17 protein-coding genes and 1 riboswitch are annotated in these 18,501 nt (G+C 58.4%); of the genes, 14 read left to right on the top strand and 3 right to left on the bottom strand.

The genetic code is table 11. The features are described 5' to 3' along the window. The first annotated feature begins 34 nt into the window (after positions 1-34). Together hisN and ACJ5NV_RS13490 are read left to right on the top strand one after the other, a co-directional pair. Positions 35-844, top strand: a complete 810-nt coding sequence (gene hisN, locus ACJ5NV_RS13495) for a histidinol-phosphatase (protein WP_411644479.1) — start codon at positions 35-37, stop codon at positions 842-844. Further along, positions 837-2,174, top strand: coding sequence for an 8-oxoguanine deaminase (locus tag ACJ5NV_RS13490; protein WP_411644477.1), 1,338 nt, complete (start codon positions 837-839; stop codon positions 2,172-2,174). Before hisN ends, ACJ5NV_RS13490 begins: the two co-directional genes overlap by 8 nt. On the opposite strand, the gene guaD is transcribed toward ACJ5NV_RS13490, so the two are convergent. Beyond that, positions 2,171-3,463, bottom strand: a complete 1,293-nt coding sequence (guaD, locus tag ACJ5NV_RS13485) for a guanine deaminase (protein ID WP_411644475.1) — start codon at positions 3,461-3,463, stop codon at positions 2,171-2,173. The genes ACJ5NV_RS13490 and guaD overlap by 4 nt on opposite strands. 101 nt (positions 3,464-3,564) lie before the next feature. Between guaD and mgtE the strand changes: the two genes are divergently transcribed. After that, positions 3,565-4,941 (top strand): magnesium transporter, encoded by a 1,377-nt coding sequence (gene mgtE / locus ACJ5NV_RS13480; RefSeq protein ID WP_411644474.1) that lies wholly within the window; start codon positions 3,565-3,567, stop codon positions 4,939-4,941. Continuing rightward, positions 4,929-5,486 (top strand): 5-formyltetrahydrofolate cyclo-ligase, encoded by a 558-nt coding sequence (locus ACJ5NV_RS13475; RefSeq protein ID WP_411644472.1) that lies wholly within the window; start codon positions 4,929-4,931, stop codon positions 5,484-5,486. Before mgtE ends, ACJ5NV_RS13475 begins: the two co-directional genes overlap by 13 nt. Before the next feature lie 15 nt (positions 5,487-5,501). Here ACJ5NV_RS13475 and ACJ5NV_RS13470 read toward each other — a convergent pair whose 3' ends face one another. Further along, entirely contained in the window at positions 5,502-6,251 is a 750-nt protein-coding gene (locus ACJ5NV_RS13470; protein ID WP_411644470.1) for a YebC/PmpR family DNA-binding transcriptional regulator, read from the bottom strand. A 552-nt stretch (positions 6,252-6,803) separates the two neighbouring features. On the opposite strand from ACJ5NV_RS13470, the gene ACJ5NV_RS13465 reads away from it, so the two are divergent. From ACJ5NV_RS13465 to ACJ5NV_RS13420, 10 genes are all read left to right on the top strand, one after another. Further along, complete coding sequence (locus tag ACJ5NV_RS13465; RefSeq protein WP_411644468.1) at positions 6,804-7,637, top strand: DUF481 domain-containing protein; 834 nt, start codon at positions 6,804-6,806, stop codon at positions 7,635-7,637. Positions 7,638-7,956: 319 nt separating this feature from the next. Next, positions 7,957-8,997, top strand: a complete 1,041-nt coding sequence (locus ACJ5NV_RS13460) for an NAD(P)-dependent alcohol dehydrogenase (protein WP_411644618.1) — start codon at positions 7,957-7,959, stop codon at positions 8,995-8,997. Between the two features lie 397 nt (positions 8,998-9,394). Continuing rightward, positions 9,395-10,279, top strand: a complete 885-nt coding sequence (locus ACJ5NV_RS13455) for a helix-turn-helix domain-containing protein (RefSeq protein WP_411644466.1) — start codon at positions 9,395-9,397, stop codon at positions 10,277-10,279. Positions 10,280-10,371: 92 nt separating this feature from the next. Further along, a complete protein-coding gene (locus ACJ5NV_RS13450; RefSeq protein WP_411644465.1) occupies positions 10,372-11,289 on the top strand; it encodes an ABC transporter substrate-binding protein in 918 nt (305 codons plus the stop codon). Positions 11,290-11,353: 64 nt separating this feature from the next. Then, positions 11,354-12,856, top strand: a complete 1,503-nt coding sequence (locus ACJ5NV_RS13445; RefSeq protein WP_411644464.1) for a sugar ABC transporter ATP-binding protein — start codon at positions 11,354-11,356, stop codon at positions 12,854-12,856. Next, positions 12,846-13,823, top strand: a complete 978-nt coding sequence (locus ACJ5NV_RS13440; RefSeq protein WP_411644463.1) for an ABC transporter permease — start codon at positions 12,846-12,848, stop codon at positions 13,821-13,823. Before ACJ5NV_RS13445 ends, ACJ5NV_RS13440 begins: the two co-directional genes overlap by 11 nt. Positions 13,824-13,902: 79 nt before the next feature. After that, positions 13,903-15,513 (top strand): FGGY-family carbohydrate kinase, encoded by a 1,611-nt coding sequence (locus tag ACJ5NV_RS13435; protein ID WP_411644461.1) that lies wholly within the window; start codon positions 13,903-13,905, stop codon positions 15,511-15,513. A 23-nt stretch (positions 15,514-15,536) separates the two neighbouring features. Continuing rightward, positions 15,537-16,262: an SDR family oxidoreductase gene (locus ACJ5NV_RS13430; RefSeq protein WP_411644459.1), complete on the top strand. Its 726-nt coding sequence runs from the start codon at positions 15,537-15,539 to the stop codon at positions 16,260-16,262. 98 nt (positions 16,263-16,360) lie between these two features. Further along, positions 16,361-17,089: an SDR family oxidoreductase gene (locus ACJ5NV_RS13425; RefSeq protein ID WP_411644458.1), complete on the top strand. Its 729-nt coding sequence runs from the start codon at positions 16,361-16,363 to the stop codon at positions 17,087-17,089. Positions 17,090-17,227: 138 nt separating this feature from the next. Continuing rightward, positions 17,228-17,839: an inner membrane-spanning protein YciB gene (locus ACJ5NV_RS13420; RefSeq protein WP_411644457.1), complete on the top strand. Its 612-nt coding sequence runs from the start codon at positions 17,228-17,230 to the stop codon at positions 17,837-17,839. Here the strand turns inward: ACJ5NV_RS13420 and ACJ5NV_RS13415 are convergent. Next, positions 17,836-18,168, bottom strand: a complete 333-nt coding sequence (locus ACJ5NV_RS13415) for a PilZ domain-containing protein (RefSeq protein WP_411644456.1) — start codon at positions 18,166-18,168, stop codon at positions 17,836-17,838. The two genes, ACJ5NV_RS13420 and ACJ5NV_RS13415, sit on opposite strands and share 4 nt — an antisense overlap. Positions 18,169-18,374: 206 nt before the next feature. Next, positions 18,375-18,452, top strand: a riboswitch (SAM riboswitch). Positions 18,453-18,501 lie beyond the last annotated feature (49 nt).

The following is an 18,501-nucleotide window of genomic DNA, read 5'->3' as shown; positions in this document are numbered from 1 at the left end:
AAGTCTAGAACGCGGTGCAGACAGGGCAAAACCAATGGCAATTGATCGGACGACCCAAGCGGAGCTGATCCGCGTGGCACATGTGTTGGCAGATGCCGCTCGCCCCGTGACGCTGCAATATTTCCGCAATAACAACCTTGTGGCGCAGAACAAGGATGCGGACGGGTTTGATCCGGTGACCGCCGCTGACAAAGCCGCAGAGCAGGCTATGCGCGCGATTCTGGCCCGTGAACGTCCGAATGACGGCATTTTGGGCGAAGAGTTCGGTACGCAAGAGGGCACAAGTGGGTTAACCTGGGTGCTGGACCCCATCGACGGCACCAGAGGCTATATCAGCGGCACCCCGACTTGGGGCGTGTTGATCGCCGTGTCTGATGCGACCGGTCCGCTGTTTGGCATTATTGACCAACCTTATATTGGCGAACGCTTTGTTGGCGGCTTTGGCCTTTCAGAATTAACCGGCCCGCAGGGTGTCCGCCCGCTTGGGTGTCGGGCGGTGTCGCAACTGGGTCAAGCCACAGTTCTAAGCACCTTTCCCGAAATTGGCAGTACGGCCGAAATGCATGCATTTCGCGCGGTGGCAGGGCAGGCGCGGCTGACTCGTTATGGCATGGATTGCTATGGTTATGCCTTGCTCGCCGCTGGTCAGATCGACCTGGTGATTGAGGCTGGATTGAACGCTTATGACATTCAGGCCCCCATCGCTGTCATCGAGGCAGCGGGTGGTGTTGTGACGGATTGGGCGGGTCGCTCGGCGCATCAGGGCGGCCGCGCTTTGGCCGCCGCTAATGCGGACATCCATGCCGCCGCACTGTCGATCCTGCGGGATGCGATGGATGGCTAATACGCTGATTGTGGGCGCTGATGTCATCCTGACAATGGATGATGACCGGACCCAGCTGACGCAGGCTGATATCCAGATCAGCAATGGTGTGATCAGTGATGTCGGGCGGGGATTATCGCCTAATGGTTGCATGATTGTTGACGCATCGGGGACAGTGATTACCCCGGGACTCGTTAACACACATCACCATCTGTATCAGACGCTGACCCGCGCCGTGCCCGGTGCGCAGGACGCGCTGCTGTTTGGCTGGCTGCAGACGCTCTATCCGATTTGGGCGCGTTTTGGCCCCGAAGAAATGTTTGTTTCGGCCCAGATCGGGTTGGCTGAGCTGGCATTGTCGGGGTGCAGTCTGAGTTCTGACCATCTTTATCTGTATCCGAACGGGGCGCGGCTGGATGACACGATTGCCGCCGCGGCAGAGGTGGGTCTGCGTTTTCATCCCACCCGTGGCGCGATGAGCATTGGCGAAAGCGATGGCGGGCTGCCGCCCGATGCGCTGGTCGAACAGGAAAGCGCGATTCTAGAGGATTCTATTCGGGTCATTGATGCGTTTCACGATCCGCGTCCGGGTGCGATGGTCCGTGTCGGGGTTGCCCCATGCAGCCCGTTTTCGGTCAGCACCGATCTGATGCGCGATGCTGCGATCCTTGCCCGTGACAAGGGCGTTATGCTGCATACGCATTTGGCCGAGAATGACGAGGATATCGCCTATTCGCTTGAAAAATTCGGCTGTCGTCCGGGGCAATATGCGCAAGATTTGGGTTGGACCGGGTCGGATGTCTGGCATGCCCATTGTGTCAAACTGGATCAGAGTGAAATTGGCCTGTTCGCCCGCAGCCGCACTGGCGTGGCCCATTGCCCCTGTTCCAATTGCCGCCTTGGGTCGGGCATTGCCCCCGTGCGCGCGATGGTGGATGCGGGTGTGCCTGTGGGGCTGGGCGTGGATGGGTCGGCCAGCAATGACACTGCGAATATGATGGCAGAGGCCCGTCAGGCGATGTTGTTGCAGCGGGTCAGTCGCGGGGCAGACGCGATGTCTGCGCAGGAGGCATTGTGGCTGGCGACGCGCGGCGGCGCAGAGGTGCTGGGCCGCGATGATTGCGGTCAAATTAGCGTCGGAAAACGTGCGGACATTGCCATTTGGGATGTGGGTACGATTGAAAGCGCGGGGTCCTGGGACCCGGCTGCGCTGGTTCTTGCGGGCCCGCAAAAAGTGCGGGACCTTTTTGTCGAGGGCCGCCGCGTTGTGGCGGATGGGCAGATCACCACCATCGACACGCGCCGGGTGATCGACCGGCAGAATGCGCTGGTGCAGCGCCTGATGGCTTAGCCGCCCCGCCGCGTTCCCGCCACCCAGACGTCGGCGATGGCCCGGTCGTCGCCCATCATGATTGTCGGGAAAATCGCGGTCCAGATATCATCGGCGCGGGTGCTGCGTTGGGCTATCGCGGGCGTCGAGGCCAGATCGAGCACCACGATATCGGCCATCGCGCCGCTGCCAAGGTGGCCGATTTCGCCGGACATATGCAGCGCGCTGGCCGAACCTTCGGTTGCCAGCCACATCAATTGTGCGGGGTGTAGTGCGTTGCCTTTGAGTTGCCCGATTTCATAGGCGGCGGCCATGGTGCGCAGCATTGAAAAGGACGACCCGCCGCCTGTATCCGTCGCCAGCCCTGTGCGGACACCCTGTGCGGACAGCGCCATCATGTCGAACAGCCCTGAGCCGATGAAGGTGTTTGATGTGGGGCAATGCACGACGGCGGCGCCGACCTCTTTCAGGCGATCCACCTCGCGCGGTTCGAGGTGGATCGCGTGGCCATAAAGCCCCTTTGCGCCGAGCAGCCCGAAGGTTTCGTAGGTATCGAGGTAATCGCGCGCATCGGGGAACAGATCGCGGACCCATGCGATTTCGGGCAGCTGCTCGCTCAGATGGGTTTGCATCAGCACATCCGGATGTTCGCCCCAGAGCGCGCCGAGCGCTTCTAACTGGGCTGGGGTCGAGGTGGGCGAAAAACGCGGGGTAATCGCATAGCGTGCCCGGCCGCGCCCATGCCAATGCTCCAATAATCGTTTGCTGTCGTCATAGGCGGATTGGGGCGTGTCGCGCAGTGTGTCTGGGGCGTTGCGATCCATGCAGGTTTTGCCTGCGATAACGGCCATATTGCGCGCTGCGGCGGAGTCGAAAAATGCGTCAACGCTTTCAGGGTGGATCGTGCAGAAACTGGTGAGCGTTGTGGTGCCATGCGCCAACGCCAGATCCAGCGTGCGCCCCGCCACATCGTCGGCATAGGCGCGATCACCGAAACGCGATTCTTCGGGGAAGGTGTAGGTGTTCAGCCAGTCGATCAGTTGCTTGCCCCAACTCGCTACGATGCCGGTTTGGGGGTAGTGCATGTGCGCATCCACAAATCCGGGGCTGATCAGCTTGTCGCCGTAATCGGTTACTGTTGCATCCGGATGGGCGGCCCGCAACGCCGCGCCGCTGCCGGTGGCTGCGATCCGGTCGTTTTCGATCAAGACCCCCCCGGCGCTGTCAAATTGCGTGACATCGGCCCATGCGCTGGTCAGCGGATTGCCGGAGAAGCCGAGGGTTTGCCCCAAAAGAAGATGTTTTGTCATGCAATCACATTATGGTGGCACCGCAGCGGCGTAAATCTGTCAAAACGCGTTGTGGTGCATCGCGCTTGGGCTATGTTGCAGGTCAAGAACAGGGGGCGCGCATGGCTGACACAGACGACACCAACATCGAAGAAGAAGCATTCGGGATCACGGACCGATTGCTGAGCGATGTGCGTGCAGCTGTGGATGCGGATGAGGCAGAGGTTGTGGCCGGGTTGCTTGACCCGCTGCACCCCGCTGATATCGCGCATTTGCTTGAGCAGATCGAAACGAAAGAACGCCGCGCTTTGCTGTCCCTGTGGACAGCGAAGCTGGATGGTGAGGTGTTGTCCGAACTGGACGAGAGCCTGCGCGAAGAGATCATCGACCTGCTTGGCCCGGCAGAGCTTGCCGATGCGGTGCGTAGTCTGGAAAGCGACGATGTTGTCGATCTTGTCGAATACCTCGACGAGGATCAGCAAGAGGCTGTGCTGAAGTCGCTGCATGCAGGCGACCGGGTGCTGGTTGAACAGGCGCTGTCATACCCCGAAGAATCGGCCGGTCGCCATATGCAGTCTGAACTGGTGCGCGCGCCGGAACATTGGACCGTGGGCGAGATGATTGATTATCTCCGCTCTGACGTGCTGTTGCCGGAACAGTTTTACCATATCATTCTGGTGGACCCGCGTTTGAAGGCGACGGGCTATGTGGGGTTGGGCCGTATCCTGAGCCATCCGCGTTATATGCCGCTGAAAAATCTGACGGAAAGCAGCTTTCGTACCTTTCATGTGGAACAGGATGTGGAAGAGGTCGCGCAGGCGATTAACCACTATCACATGATCACGGCCCCTGTGGTGGATGATGACGACCGCATCGTCGGGGTGATTACTATCGACGATGCGATGGCGTTCCTTGAAGAAGAGGCCGAGGAAGATTTGCTGCGTCTGGCGGGTGTGGGCGAGGGATCATTGTCTGACCGGGTGATCCTGACGACGAAACAACGCTTTCCCTGGCTGGCGGTGAACCTTGTGACGGCGATCTTGGCCTCGATGGTGATTTCGCTGTTCGACGAAACGATTGCCGGGTTTGTCGCGCTGGCGGTGCTGATGCCGATTGTCGCCTCGATGGGTGGGAATGCGGGCACGCAATCGCTGACCGTGGCCGTTCGTGCGATTGCGACCCGTGATTTGACCGGCGCGAATGTCTGGCGGGTGATCCGGCGCGAGGCGGCGGTGGGGCTGATCAATGGTGCGATCTTTGCTGTGGTGATGGGGATCGTCGGCGTGGTCTGGTTTGGTGCCCCGATGCTGGGCGTGGTCATTGCCGTCGCGATGGTGATCAATCTTGTGGTGGCGGGGCTGGCGGGCACCGTCATTCCCGTGGTGCTGGAACGGATGGGCGTTGACCCGGCGCTTGCCTCTGGCGCTTTTGTCACGACGGTGACGGATGTCGTTGGGTTCTTTGCATTTCTGGGGCTCGCCGCAGCATGGCTGATTTGATCGAAAAGGCAGAGGCACGCAAGGCGGCGCTTGTCCGCCGCAAAGACGCGCATGATCTGGGGATCGGGATCGCCGGTTATCTGAGCGAGGTTCTGGCCGGGTATCGCGGCGTGCCGCTGTCGGGTTACATGGCGATGCGTACAGAGATCGACCCGACCGCCGCGATGGAAGAGGCAGCGGCGCATGGTCCGGTCGGGGTGCCGGTGATAATGGGCAAGGCGCAGCCATTACAGTTTCGTCTGTGGGAGCCGGGCTGTGCGATGATACCGGGTGAGTTCGGCGCGCAGGTGCCTGAGGCTGGCGATTGGATGGCCCCAGAGATCGTGATTGTGCCGCTGCTTGCCTTTGACCGGCGCGGCGGCAGGCTGGGTTATGGCGGCGGGTTTTATGATCGCACGCTGGAATTGCTGCGAATGAGCCGCCCGACGATGGCCATCGGCTTTGCCTATAGCGCGCAAGAGGCGGATGTGCTGCCGTTGGAACCAACGGATCAGCCGCTGGATTTGATCGTGACGGAAAGGGGCGTGATCACGCCCGATCCGTAATGGCCTGGTGCGCGCTTATTCTTCGCTGAATGCGGCCATTACTTCGTCCGAGGCTTCGAAATTGGCGGTGACGCGCTGTACATCATCGTCTTCTTCGAGCGTGTCGAGCAGCTTCATCAGTTTGGTAAGACCCTCTAGATCAAGCTCTGTCGTCATGTTGGGTTTCCAGATCAGCTTGGTCGTTTCAGATTCGCCCAGCTCTGCCTCAAGCGCTGTTGCCACGTCGTTCAGATCCGTATCGGCGCAGTAGATCACGTGGTTTTCTTCGTCGCTTTGCACATCCTCTGCGCCAGCTTCAATCGCGGCCATCATGACGGTGTCAGCGTCACCGACAGAGGCAGGATAGACCACCTCGCCCTTGCGGTCGAACATGAAGCCGACAGAGCCGGTTTCGCCCAGATTGCCGCCACTTTTTGAAAAGGTCGAACGGACGGTGGATGCGGTCCGGTTGCGGTTGTCGGTCATCGCCTCGACGATCACAGCGACGCCGCCGGGGCCGTAGCCCTCGTACCGGATTTCATCGTAGTTTTCCGCGTCACCGCCCTGCGATTTCTTGATCGCGCGGTCGATCACATCCTTGGGGACAGAGTTCGACTTGGCCTCTTTTACGGCCAGTCGCAGGCGGGGGTTCTTATCGGGATCGGGGTCGCCCATTTTGGCGGCCACGGTGATTTCCTTGGCCAGCTTTGAGAACAGCTTGGAGCGCAGCTTGTCCTGCCGTCCCTTGCGGTGCTGAATATTTGCCCATTTGGAGTGGCCAGCCATTGTCAATCCTCGTCGTATGTCCTGAAAATCTGCGTCTCTATACGGCAAGGGAGGGGCGGGCCGCAAGCGCGTCGGCATAGGTGCGCGTTGGCTGATGGCCGGTCGGGCTAGGATGCCGTTCGATAGTGCCAGCCCGATGTCTGTCTACAGATCACGGCACCTGCTAGTGTTAAAGCCGCTTTGTCAGGCTGGGACTGGGTTTCCATTTGATGTTGCGACATCTCAGGGGCGAATCAGTTGGTCGTTTAGTGCGCGGCTAACCATCAATCCGGTCCTGATATTTACGCGCACCGCTTGATTTTCAGGGATGTTCATCTGACTGCAATTTCAAGTAGTTTTCATAAAAATAATAACGCGTTTTAGCTGTTCGGCGCGACCATATTGAAAACTTTGACAAAAATCAGAGCGCCACGTTAGGGTGTGTGCTCAGAATGCATTATCAATCTAAGGTTTATTTCTGGCGGTGAAGATTACGCTTACGCGAGCAGAACCTTAGCCATAAATTTTGAACAGTAGATCGTTTCTACAGGATATTTTGGTGGGGATACTAAAATGAACAACTCTTATCGTACTATTCTAGGTGCTGCCATTGTCGCGACGGCCTTTGGTTCGGTTGCGTCGGCGCAAAACGTTTTTTCCGGCACGAACGTGGCCGAAGATCGCAATGAAGATCTGCTTGAAGCCATCGAGGATGATGCGGAGCGTGATCTTGACCGGTTTGGGAACGAAGGGCGCCCGCAGGGCTTTGCCGGTTCTCTTGCTTTGCGTGGTGTCGCGAATTCGGGAAACACCGATAGCGTCGATCTCGGCATTGGTACCGATCTAAACTACGTGCAGGGTGTGAATGGCTATGAGCTTCAGTTGAGCTATACATATGGCGAAGAGGACGGCGACAAGACCGAGGAAAGCCTGTTCTATGGCCTTGAATATACCCGCGATTTTACGCCGGTGATCTTTGGATTTGCCAAGGTTCAAGGTTCGGTCGATGAGTTTTCTTCTTTTGAAAACGACACCTTCGCGAGCTTCGGTCTTGGGTACCGCATCTATAATGAAGCCACGCGCCAGTGGTCCGTTCAAGCTGGGCCGGGCTATCGCTTTGCCGAGTTGAGCGACGTGACTTCGGCTGATGTCGATGAGGGCGCGTTTGGGATTTCTTCTGACTATGCGCAAAAACTGACAGAGACTGTTTACCTGACCAACGACACGGACATCATCACGTCAGAGTCTGACACTGTCATCTTCAACGATCTGTCTATGAGCCTGTCTATGGCTGATGGCCTTGCGCTGCGTACCAGCCTGCTTACTGAATATCACTCTGACCCGGAACCCGGCTTTGATGAGACCGACAATACTTTCGGTATCTCATTGGTTTATTCGTTCAACTAAGACCAACACGTCCCTCGTGTCAGTCTGAACAGTGCAAAGGGCGGCGACGTAAGTTGCCGCCCTTTGCTTTGTGACGTCGCTTGCATCGCCGCCAAGGGGAGCCTCGCGGCGGTCGGTTCAGCGGAATGCTGAAGCTTGCCGCGCATAGTTAACGCGCCTTCGATACGGAACGAAAAGCCATCTGATAGGATTTTTGCCGCTGAGCGCATTTGCCCGGGATCGGCGTGGCATTTTGTTTCAGGATAGGGTCGCAACGGATTATGAAAACGCGGCACCTGTGTCCGGTGCGGGGGAACGCAAAAGGGAGGTTTGGGTCGTGGTGAAAGCGCTTGTGCTTGAAGAGAAGGGGAAACTGTCGCTGCGGGATTTCCCGTTAGAGCAACATCTTGGACCCGGCGATGTACGTATTGCGATCCGAACCGTTGGTGTTTGTGGCTCTGACGTTCATTACTATACCCACGGCAAGATCGGTCCCTTTGTTGTCGAAGAACCGATGATCCTTGGCCACGAAGCCGCCGGTGTCGTGCTGGAAATCGGGTCCGAGGTCACCCATCTGAAGGTGGGCGACCGGGTGTGCATGGAGCCGGGGCTGCCTGATCCGACGTCGCGTGCGTCAAAGCTTGGGATCTACAACGTCGATCCTTCCGTGCGCTTTTGGGCGACGCCGCCTGTGCATGGATGCCTGACGCCTGAGGTCGTGCATCCGGCGGCATTCACCTACAAGCTGCCCGCCCATGTGAGCTTTGCCGAGGGGGCGATGGTCGAACCTTTTGCCATTGGCATGCAAAGCGCGTTGCGTGCGCGGATCCAGCCTGGCGATATCGCGGTGGTGACCGGGGCGGGGCCGATTGGGATGATGACGGCGCTGGCCGCGTTGGCCGGGGGCTGTGCCAAGGTCTATATCGCCGACCTTGCGCAGCCGAAGCTGGATATTATCGGGGCCTATGAAGGGATTGAGACCATCAACATCCGCGACAGGCCTGTGGCGGACGTTATAGCAGAGACCACGGACGGCTGGGGCGCGGATGTGGTGTTTGAATGTTCGGGGGCGGCACCTGCGGTTTTAGGGCTGCCAGCCTTGGCCCGGCCCGGTGGGGCGGTGGTACTGGTCGGCATGCCGGTCGATCCGGTGCCGGTCGATGTGGTCGGGCTTCAGGCCAAGGAATTGCGGGTTGAGACCGTGTTTCGTTACGCCAATATCTACGACCGGGCGATTGCCTTGATTGCGGCGGGCAAGGTGGATTTGACGCCGCTGATTTCCGCGACCCTGCCGTTTGCAGATAGCATCGCCGCCTTTGACCGTGCGGTCGAAGCGCGCGAAACGGATGTGAAAATCCAGATTGAGATGCCGTCGCGCTGACGGACCCTTCGGCCGATTTCGGTGAAAAATGCTGATACAAAATTGCATGCCGCAGGTGCATAAAAGTATGAGGGCGCTGCCCCTTGTTTTGCTGGCTGATGGCTTCTTTTGAGTTGGATAACGTCTGGGGTTCCCTTGTGAATATAGCTGAACCATCATTTTTCGAGGATATTTTGCCGCAATGCAGCATGTTTGGGAGTTCTGTGACTGCTGCAGGATCGGCGCAGAGCGATGCGCCTCTGCATCCCCACAAGTCTTGCGTGTCAAAAAAGTATCGGTTTTCTGCGGGTGGCGACGTGGCTCGGAGCGCTGACTGGTGATAGAAAAGAATCATCACCGAGAGGAGAGCCGTAACCGCAAAGGCGCGGACCGGCTACGGTGCAGCGGGGAGGACAAGATGCAACTCGACCTGGAGCTGGTCCATATCAGAGATGGCGAATCCTTTGCCGCCTGGCGTCATGGCTATCCGTTCCGGACGGTGCGCTGGCATTACCATCCTGAGTATGAAATCCATCTGGTCGTGGCGACACACGGCAAGTTCTACATCGGTGATCACGTCGGAGAGTTCGCGCCCGGTCAGTTGATCATGACGGGGCCGAACCTGCCGCAAAACTGGATCAGCGACATCGGCGCGGCGGAAACCGTGCCGCAGCGGACCGAGGTGATCCAGTTTCCGCAGGATTTTGTCGACAGGCTAATCGCGGCCTTTCCTGAGGCTGGCGCGGCTCAGGCGCTGTTTGAACGCAGTCGCCGCGGCATCCTGTTTGATAGCGAAACGGGTAACGCGGTCCGCCCATTGATGAAACGGATGATGGGCGCGCGTGGAGTCCTGCGTTTGGCGCTGTTTTTTGAAATCCTCGACGTGCTGCTGAAGGCTAGTAAAACGCAAACCCTGTCGAGTCTGAGCTTTGTCATGGATATGGCCAAGGCCGAAGATACTGACATGAACCGGGTTATTGCCCATCTGCGCGAGAACCTGACAGAGCCGGTGAGCGAGACCGACCTGGCCGAGATGACCGGGCAGAGCCAAAGCGCCTTTTCGCGATCTTTCAAGCGGCATACAGGCACGACTCTTGTGCGGTTTCGCAACCAGCTGAGGATTGATTTGGCCTGTCAGATGCTGGTGTCGGTTCCAGAGGTTCGGGTGTCTGACATTTGCTTTGATGTCGGCTTTTCGAACCTGTCCAACTTCAATCGTCATTTTCTGCGGCTGAAAGGCATGTCGCCGTCTGAATTTCGACAGACCTTTGCACAGAACGAGGCGGTGCGCATGCCCGCCTGACCACCGGATATCTTTGCTATGACCATTGATCTGCGGGCGTGTCGCGCGCGGAAGGCAGAGATTTTTGTCTAACACCAAGGGGAGGAGACCCAATGAAGACCTTACTTAAAACCGTTTCAGCAACGGCACTTGCGTTGGCTGCATCGACAGGCATGGCCGTGGCACAGGACGATCAGCTGAAGATCGGCATGACATTCCAAGAGATGAACAACCCGTATTTCGTCAGCATGCAAGAGGCGCTGATGGAGGCCGCCAGTGCGATTGGGGCCGAGGTTGTTGTAACCAATGCCGGACACGATGTGGCCAAGCAGATTTCAGATGTCGAAGACATGCTGCAACAGGATATCGACATCCTGCTGTTGAACCCAACCGACAGTGCAGGCATCGAAAGCGCGGTCCGTATGGCCAAAGAGGCTGGCGTGATCGTGGTGGCTGTGGACGCCAATGCGAACGGGCCGGTTGATACGTTTGTCGGCTCTAAAAACCGCGACGCGGGCTATATGTCTTGCCAGTATCTGGCCGAAGCCATGGGCGGTGAGGGCGAAGTCGCCATTCTGGACGGGATCCCGGTTATTCCGATCCTGCAACGTGTCGAAGGCTGCAAGGCCGCGCTGGACGAAGCGCCCGGCATCACGCTGGTGGACACGCAGAACGGCCGGCAGGATCGTTCGGTCGCGCTGGGTGTGGTCGAAAACATGATCCAGGCGCATCCGAACCTTGGCGGGATTTTCTCGGTCAATGATGGTGGTGCAATGGGTGCATTGGCCGCGATCCAAGGCTCTGGCAAGGACATCAAGCTGACGTCGGTCGATGGCGCACCAGAAGCGGTGGCCGCTATCGCGCAGGGTACGCCGTTCATTGAAACCACGGCACAGTTCCCGCGCGATCAGGTGCGCGTGGGCCTTGGCATGGCGCTGGCCCAATATTGGGGCGCGCGGGTCGTCCCGTCTGAGGTTCCGATCGACGTGCGCGTCGTGGATGCCGAGAATGCCGCGGGCTTTTCCTGGTAAGCTGCATTGATTTTCCGCGCCCGGATGTTGCGTCCGGGCGCGGTTCACGTCGAGAGGAGATAACATGCTGGAAATGAAAGGTCTCCGAAAGGCCTTTGGCCCGGTCAAGGTGCTGCACGGCGTTGATCTGGATGTGCGGGCCGGAGAGGTTCACGCCCTGCTGGGCGAGAATGGTGCCGGGAAGTCCACGATGATGAAAATCCTGTGTGGGATCATCAGCGCGGATGAAGGCACGATCCGTATTGACGGCGAAGACCGGCAGTTTGCCCATTATAACGAGGCGATTGCCGCAGGTGTCGGCATTGTGTTTCAGGAATTCAGCCTCATCCCCTATCTGACGGCGGTCGAAAACATCTTTCTGGCGCGTGAGATCCGAAATCGCTTTGGCCTGCTGGATCGCAAGGCGATGCGCGCCCGCGCCAAAGAGGTGTTGGATAAGCTGGGCGTTGACGTGGTGCTGGATGTGCCGGTGGCAGAGCTGAGCGTTGCCGAGCAGCAGTTTGTTGAAATCGCCAAGGCGCTGTCACTGGATGCGCGGATCCTTGTGCTGGATGAACCCACGGCGACCCTGACCCCCAGAGAGGTGGAATATCTGTTCAAGGTGATGCGCGAGCTGCGTAACCACGGCGTTGCGATCATCTTTATTTCACATCACCTTGAAGAGATATTTGAAATCTGTGACCGCATCACGGTGCTGCGTGACGGCGCATATGTCGGCACCTGTCCGGTTGGTGAAATCGACACTGACGGGCTGGTTGAGATGATGGTCGGACGTCGGATCAAAAGCAATTTCCCACCCAAGCCCGCAGCAAACCCGCGCGCCCGCGTTGTCCTCAACGCCGCGCAGATTCAGCTGCATAAAAACGGGCCTGTCAGCGCCTTTCAACTGCGTCAGGGCGAGGTGTTGGGCTTTGCCGGGCTGGTTGGGTCAGGCCGGACGGAAACGGCCTTGGCGATCATGGGTGCATATCCGGCCTTTCGCGTGAAGGTCGAGATTAACGGCAATACCAAACCACCGAAAAACCCCAGCGAGGCATTGGCGCGCGGGATCGGTCTTTTGCCGGAAAGCCGCAAGGAACAGGGGCTGATCACGTCGTTTTCTATCATGCAGAATGTGTCGGTGAATAATTATGGCAAGTATCGCCGCATGGGCCCGTTTCTTGATCTGGCGGCAGAGCGCGCGCATACCGAAAAGGCGATCCGCGATGTGCAGGTCAAGGCACCCGGTCCGGATGTACCTTGCGATACGCTGTCCGGCGGCAATCAGCAGAAGGTGGTGATTGCCCGCTGGCTGAACCACCATACGCCGATCCTGATTTTTGATGAGCCGACGCGCGGTATCGATGTGGGTGCGAAGGCCGAGATCTATCAATTGATGCGTAATCTGACCGAAAGCGGTTACGCGATCATCATGATATCGTCGGAGTTGCCAGAGGTGACGGGCCTTGCTGACCGGGTCTGCGTGTTCCGCAGCGGCGCCATTGTTGCCACGCTTGAAGGCGACGCGATCACCTCTGAAGACATCATGAAACACGCTACAACGGGAAAGCTCCAATATGTCGCATGAAGCCACCGCTCAACCGTCGTCTTCGGCCTTGCGGTCGGTGACCGCGCGCCTGAAACATTCGCCTTTGCTGCTGCCGCTGGTCGGGTTGATCGTTGTGTCAATCGCCATGGCCTTCGCCAGCGATAACTTTTTCAGCGTTGATAACATCGTCAACGTGCTGCGTCAGCAATCCATTATTGGTATTCTCGCCATCGGCATGACCTTTGTCATCCTGACCGGCGGGATTGACCTGTCTGTCGGCGCTGTGATGGCGCTTTGCGGGACGCTGGGCGCCGGGGTCATGGTCCATATGGGGCTGCATGGCGGGCTGGGTCTGTTGGCGATGATTGTTGTCGGCATCCTGTTTGGGCTGTTCAATGGTCTGCTGGTCGCCTGGGGCAAGATGCCCGCGATCATCGTGACGCTGGCGACCATGCTGATCGCGCGGGGGCTGGGGCTGGTTTATTCGGGCGGTTACCCGGTCAGCGGGCTGCCGGGCTGGGTGTCGTGGTTTGGGATTGGCCGCATCGGCGGCATTCCTGTGCCGATCATCATCATGGTTGTCCTTTATGCGCTTGCCTGGGTTCTGCTGCAGCGCACCGCCTTTGGCCGCCACGTCTATGCCATTGGCGGCAATGAGACCGCGACCACCCTATCGGGCGTGAATACCAAGCGGATCAAGCTGATCGTCTTTATGATATCTGGCTTTACCTCGGCCATGGCGGCCATCGTGCTGACCGGGCGCTTGATGAGCGGTCAGCCCGGCGCGGGGGTTGCTTTTGAACTGGATGCTATTGCGATGGTTGTCCTTGGCGGCACGGCGATTTCTGGCGGGCGCGGTCTGATCTTGGGCACCCTGATCGGGGCGGTGCTGCTGGGGATCATCAATAACGGCCTGAATCTGATGGGGATCAATCCCTACCTGCAAGACGTCATCAAGGGCTTCATCATCCTTCTGGCTATCTACATCGGTCGTGATTGGCGGTGATCGAAGCGGCGAACCCGGGCGGTCTTTCTCCCGCTGCTCGGGTTTGCTGGGGCGCTGACCTTGAACAGGAGCTTGCAAAATGACGGATCATTTTATCGGCGTGGATGTCGGGACCGGATCGGCGCGGGCCGGGGTTTTTGACGCCGCAGGTGAACTGCTGTGCACGGTCAAGCGTGATATCACCACGCATAAAGCGCCGGGCGGTATCGCCGAGCAATCGGGTGATCAGGTATGGGACGCCGTTTGTGAAGCCACGCGGGCGGCGCTGACCGCAGCCGGGATTGACCCCGCCGAGGTCCGTGGCGTGGGCTTTGACGCGACCTGTTCGATGGTGGTGCGCGGCAAGGATGGGGAGGCGCTTGCCATCGGTGATCCGGTCCATCCTGAACGCGATATCATCGTCTGGATGGATCACCGCGCGATCCCGCAGGCCGCGCGTATCAACACGCAAGAGCATGCTGTTTTGAAATATGTGGGCGGTGCGATTTCACCTGAAATGCAAACGCCCAAGCTGCTTTGGCTGAAGGAAAACCGCCCTGAAACCTATGCGGCGGCCGGGCATTTCTTTGATTTGACGGATTTTCTGGGGTGGAAGGCGTCAGGCAGTCTGGCGCGTTCGTCCTGCACGGTGACTTGCAAATGGACCTATCTGGCGCATGAAAGCCGCTGGGACCCGGATTACTTTCATGCCATCGGATTGGGTGATCTTGCTGATGGGGCGTTTGCCCGGATCGGACAGGAGATCGTTGAACCGGGCACGGCCCTTGGGGCTGGGCTGACCGAAAAAGCGGCGGCTGCGCTGGGCCTGATCCCCGGCACGGCAGTTGCCGCAGGATTGATCGACGCCCACGCCGGGGGCATTGGCACTGTTGGTGCCAGTGGAGGTGATGAAGATCCGACCAGCTGCCTTGGGTATGTTTTCGGCACCTCATCCTGCACGATGACAACCACAGCCGAACCCGCCTTTGTGCCGGGGGTTTGGGGTCCTTATTATTCGGCCATGTTGCCGGGGGCTTGGCTAAGTGAAGGCGGGCAGTCTGCGGCGGGGGCGGCCATTGACCAGCTAGTCGCGATGCATCCTGCGTATGGTGCGGCGCAGGAAAAGGCGGCGGGGCAGCCGTTGCCTGTGTGGCTGGCAGATCGGGCACTTGCGACCAGCCGCGATGCCTCTGACGCTGTTTCGCTGGTGCGTAATTTGCATGTTGTACCGGAATTTCTGGGCAACAGAGCGCCGTTCGCCGATCCGCATGCCCGCGCGGTGATTGTCGGACTGGGGATGGAACAGGGCATCGCTTCGCTTGTCGCGCTTTATGTCGCGGGGATTTGCGGGCTGGGCTACGGATTGCGCCAGATTATTGAAACACAGGCTGCGCATGGCGCGCCGGTTTCCTCTGTCGCGATCAGTGGCGGCGCGGGGCAGCATCCGCTAATCCGCCAGTTGCTGGCCGATGCGACCGACCTGCCGGTCCATGCTACATGCAGTCCCGAACCAGTGCTTCTTGGCGCGGCGATCCTTGGTGCGGTCGCTGCGGGGACCCAGCCGGACATTCGGTCCGCCATGCCGCAGATGTCGCGCATTGACCAAACCTTTGCCCCGTCCGGCGACGCGGCCCGCCGTGTGCATGATCAAAGGTTTGATGCCTTCCTGAAACTTCAGCGCGTCGCGCGCGACCTGCGTGCCGCGCCATGACGACCCCCGTAAAAGGACACACCATGCAATTTTCTGGAAAATCCGTGATCATCACTGGTGCGGGCAAAGGTATCGGCCGTGCGACGGCAGCGCTTTTGGCGGCGCGCGGGGCAGAGATTACCGCTATCAGCCGCACGCAATCTGACCTTGATGATCTGCGCGCCGCGATTGGTGGCTGTAGCATCGCCGCTGACCTGTCTAGCCCCGAAGGCGCAAGGAAAGCCATGGCTGAGGCAGGGACCTGCGATATGCTGGTCAATTGCGCAGGCACCAACGTTCTTGAAAGCGTGCTTGAGATGACCGAGGCCGGGTATGACACGGTGATGGGGATCAACCTGCGCAGCGCGCTGATCTGCGCGCAAGCCTTCGCGCGGGGCCGCGTGGCGGCTGGCGGTGGTGGTGCCATCGTCAATGTCACCTCAATTGCCGGGCATCGCGGATTTCAGGATCACGTCTGCTATGCCGCGTCCAAGGCTGGGCTTGAAGGGGCGACCCGCGTCATGGCGCGAGAGTTGGGGCCGCACGGCATCCGCGTTGTTGCGGTGGCCCCCACAGTGACAATGACCGAATTGGCAGCCAAAGCGTGGAGCGATCCGGCCAAGAGCGCACCGATGATGGCGCGCCATCCTGCCGGACGTTTTGCCGAAGCCGAAGATGTGGCGCGTGCCATCGCACTGCTGCTTTCAGACGACGCCTGCATGGTCACAGGATCGGTCATGCCAGTGGATGGCGGGTTCCTTTCTGTCTGATCAGGCAATCCCCGAATAGCCGGCATGGCGATGCGTGCCCGGCCAGAACAACACAGAAGAATGTAATGGGATGACCATTGCACAACAGGAGGATGGACATGGGTATGTCTTTGAATGGCAAGGTCGCGGCTGTCACTGGCGCGGCTTCGGGGATCGGTTTGGCGATCACAAAGGATCTTTTGGCCGAAGGCGTGACCGTCGTCATGGTGGATCGCGATGCAGAAAGTTTGGCGGGCTTGGCCGCGCAGTTGGGCCGTGCTGCGATACCACAGGTAACAGATCTGCTTGACCCGCAAAGCTGCAAGGACATGGTGCCGGAGATCCTCGAAAAAACCGGGAAAATCGACATTCTGCTGTGTAATGCGGGCAGCTATATCGGCGGTGATCTGGTGGATACAACGCCAGAGGCTATCGACCAGATGGTGAACCTTAACGTGAACGCCGTGATCAAGAATGTCCGCGCTGTCGCACCGCATATGACGCAGCGCAAGGAGGGGGATATCATCGTGACCTGCTCTATCGCGGGTCACACGGCGATCCATGTGGAGCCTGTCTATTCAGCGTCGAAATGGGCGATCACAAGTTTTGTGCAGACAATGCGCCGACAGTTGATGCAGCATGGCATCCGCGTGGCACAGGTGTCCCCAGGCCCGGTTATTTCCGCGCTGCTTTCTGACTGGGAACCCGAACGGTTGCAACAAATGAAGGACGCAGGCGCGCTGATGGAAACCCAAGAGGTGTCGGACGCGATGATCTTTATGCTGACCCGCCCCCGCAATGTGACCATCCGCGACATGATTGTGCTACCATCCAATTTTGATATTTGACCGGTGGTTGCTTTCCGGTCGCGCAGTTAAGACGGCATAAATTGACTCCGGTTCGCAAATTCACCCCGCGCCGACCGTTTCAATCGGCGCGGGGTGTGTTAGGTGCTGGCGTCACGTGCAAGATAGGTAAAAACTGCCATGGCCGAAAAACAGATCAGTCCGATCCTTAAACAGGTTCTTGAATTGGGCCCGACGCTAGCGTTTTTCCTGATCTATGTCCGGATCAAGGATGAGACCTATAGTTTTGCTGGGACTGAATACACGGGCTTCATTGTCGCGGCGCTGGTCTTTGTGCCGATTCTGCTGATCGCTATGTGTCTACTTTGGTGGTTGACCGGCAAGCTGAGCCGTATGCAGGTTTTCACGGCCTTTATGGTCATCTTCTTTGGCGGGCTGACGGCCTGGTTCAATGACGAACGGTTCTTCAAGATGAAGACAACGATCGTTTACAGCTTTATGGCTGGATTGTTAGGCATCGGGCTTTTACGGGGGCAAAGCTATCTGCAGTACGTCATGGATGAATTCCTGCCCATGCGGGAGGAAGGGTGGATGATTTTCACCCGTCGCCTGACTTTGATGTTTGCACTACTCGCAATCGCGAACGAGCTGATCTGGCGCACACAATCTACGGATGTGTGGGTCAAGCTGGAAACATTTGCGTTCCCAGCTATCCTGTTCGTTTTTCTGTGGGTGCAAATTGTTGGATTGCAGAAATACCTGATCGATGATCCGTCTGCGCCAAAGGGTTAGCGCATCTCAGCAAAGCCGAACCCCACTGCACCGCGCCGTTGCACAGCCCGTGCATCGCGCCGGTAGCGCAACGTGTCGACCTGATCTTGGGTGATCTGCGGGCGGAATGTCAGCCCAGCGAGACCCCCTGCAACCCATTGCACAATCGCATCTGCCGGGAAGCTTAGGATGTTCAGCTGAATCTTTTGACCGCGTTCGATATTTTGCAGCCCTTCGATTCGAACACCTTTACGGTTCACATCTAGGATATGAACTTTTTGCTGGCCGGATGGCGTGCGTACTTCGATAGGATATTCCGTTGCATAACGGTGCTGACGATATTGCATCATGACTCATTCACTCACTTTCTCACCACGCCCTTATTTTTATGGCTGAATGGCTAAGAATTGGTTACGGTATGCGTGACAGTGAGAATTGTCCGTAAGGTGCTGGACGGCTTGTGAAACATTCGTGTTTTTATACGGGCTCCGGTGCCGCAGGACGCCCTGCTCAAGTCCCGCTATGCAGGATTGACGCAGGCGCGGTGGCGGCTTATGAAAATGTTTGTGGCGATTTGTTACCGGATTGCGGGCCACGTTAAACATGCCGCTAAAGAGGATTGATGGTTGCATGACCTCGATACCTTTTCCCGGTGTCGGGGTTTTTTAATGCGCCGTGATGCG

This window comes from Loktanella agnita (assembly GCF_046640325.1).
GTDB lineage: Bacteria > Pseudomonadota > Alphaproteobacteria > Rhodobacterales > Rhodobacteraceae > Yoonia > Yoonia agnita.
The sequence above is the reverse complement of the archived record's forward strand: the minus strand, read 5'-3'. Positions and strand labels throughout refer to the sequence as shown.

Excerpts from the sequence above, each read along its gene's own strand:
- mgtE (WP_411644474.1), top strand. The coding sequence starts at position 3,565 with ATGGCTGACACAGACGACACCAACATCGAAGAAGAAGCATTCGGGATC.
- hisN (WP_411644479.1), top strand. The coding sequence starts at position 35 with ATGGCAATTGATCGGACGACCCAAGCGGAGCTGATCCGCGTGGCACAT.
- ACJ5NV_RS13425 (WP_411644458.1), top strand. The coding sequence starts at position 16,361 with ATGGGTATGTCTTTGAATGGCAAGGTCGCGGCTGTCACTGGCGCGGCT.
- ACJ5NV_RS13435 (WP_411644461.1), top strand. The coding sequence starts at position 13,903 with ATGACGGATCATTTTATCGGCGTGGATGTCGGGACCGGATCGGCGCGG.
- ACJ5NV_RS13490 (WP_411644477.1), top strand. The coding sequence starts at position 837 with ATGGCTAATACGCTGATTGTGGGCGCTGATGTCATCCTGACAATGGAT.
- ACJ5NV_RS13470 (WP_411644470.1), bottom strand. The coding sequence starts at position 6,251 with ATGGCTGGCCACTCCAAATGGGCAAATATTCAGCACCGCAAGGGACGG.
- guaD (WP_411644475.1), bottom strand. The coding sequence starts at position 3,463 with ATGACAAAACATCTTCTTTTGGGGCAAACCCTCGGCTTCTCCGGCAAT.
- ACJ5NV_RS13420 (WP_411644457.1), top strand. The coding sequence starts at position 17,228 with ATGGCCGAAAAACAGATCAGTCCGATCCTTAAACAGGTTCTTGAATTG.
- ACJ5NV_RS13445 (WP_411644464.1), top strand. The coding sequence starts at position 11,354 with ATGCTGGAAATGAAAGGTCTCCGAAAGGCCTTTGGCCCGGTCAAGGTG.
- ACJ5NV_RS13465 (WP_411644468.1), top strand. The coding sequence starts at position 6,804 with ATGAACAACTCTTATCGTACTATTCTAGGTGCTGCCATTGTCGCGACG.
- ACJ5NV_RS13430 (WP_411644459.1), top strand. The coding sequence starts at position 15,537 with ATGCAATTTTCTGGAAAATCCGTGATCATCACTGGTGCGGGCAAAGGT.
- ACJ5NV_RS13455 (WP_411644466.1), top strand. The coding sequence starts at position 9,395 with ATGCAACTCGACCTGGAGCTGGTCCATATCAGAGATGGCGAATCCTTT.
- ACJ5NV_RS13475 (WP_411644472.1), top strand. The coding sequence starts at position 4,929 with ATGGCTGATTTGATCGAAAAGGCAGAGGCACGCAAGGCGGCGCTTGTC.
- ACJ5NV_RS13440 (WP_411644463.1), top strand. The coding sequence starts at position 12,846 with ATGTCGCATGAAGCCACCGCTCAACCGTCGTCTTCGGCCTTGCGGTCG.
- ACJ5NV_RS13450 (WP_411644465.1), top strand. The coding sequence starts at position 10,372 with ATGAAGACCTTACTTAAAACCGTTTCAGCAACGGCACTTGCGTTGGCT.
- ACJ5NV_RS13415 (WP_411644456.1), bottom strand. The coding sequence starts at position 18,168 with ATGATGCAATATCGTCAGCACCGTTATGCAACGGAATATCCTATCGAA.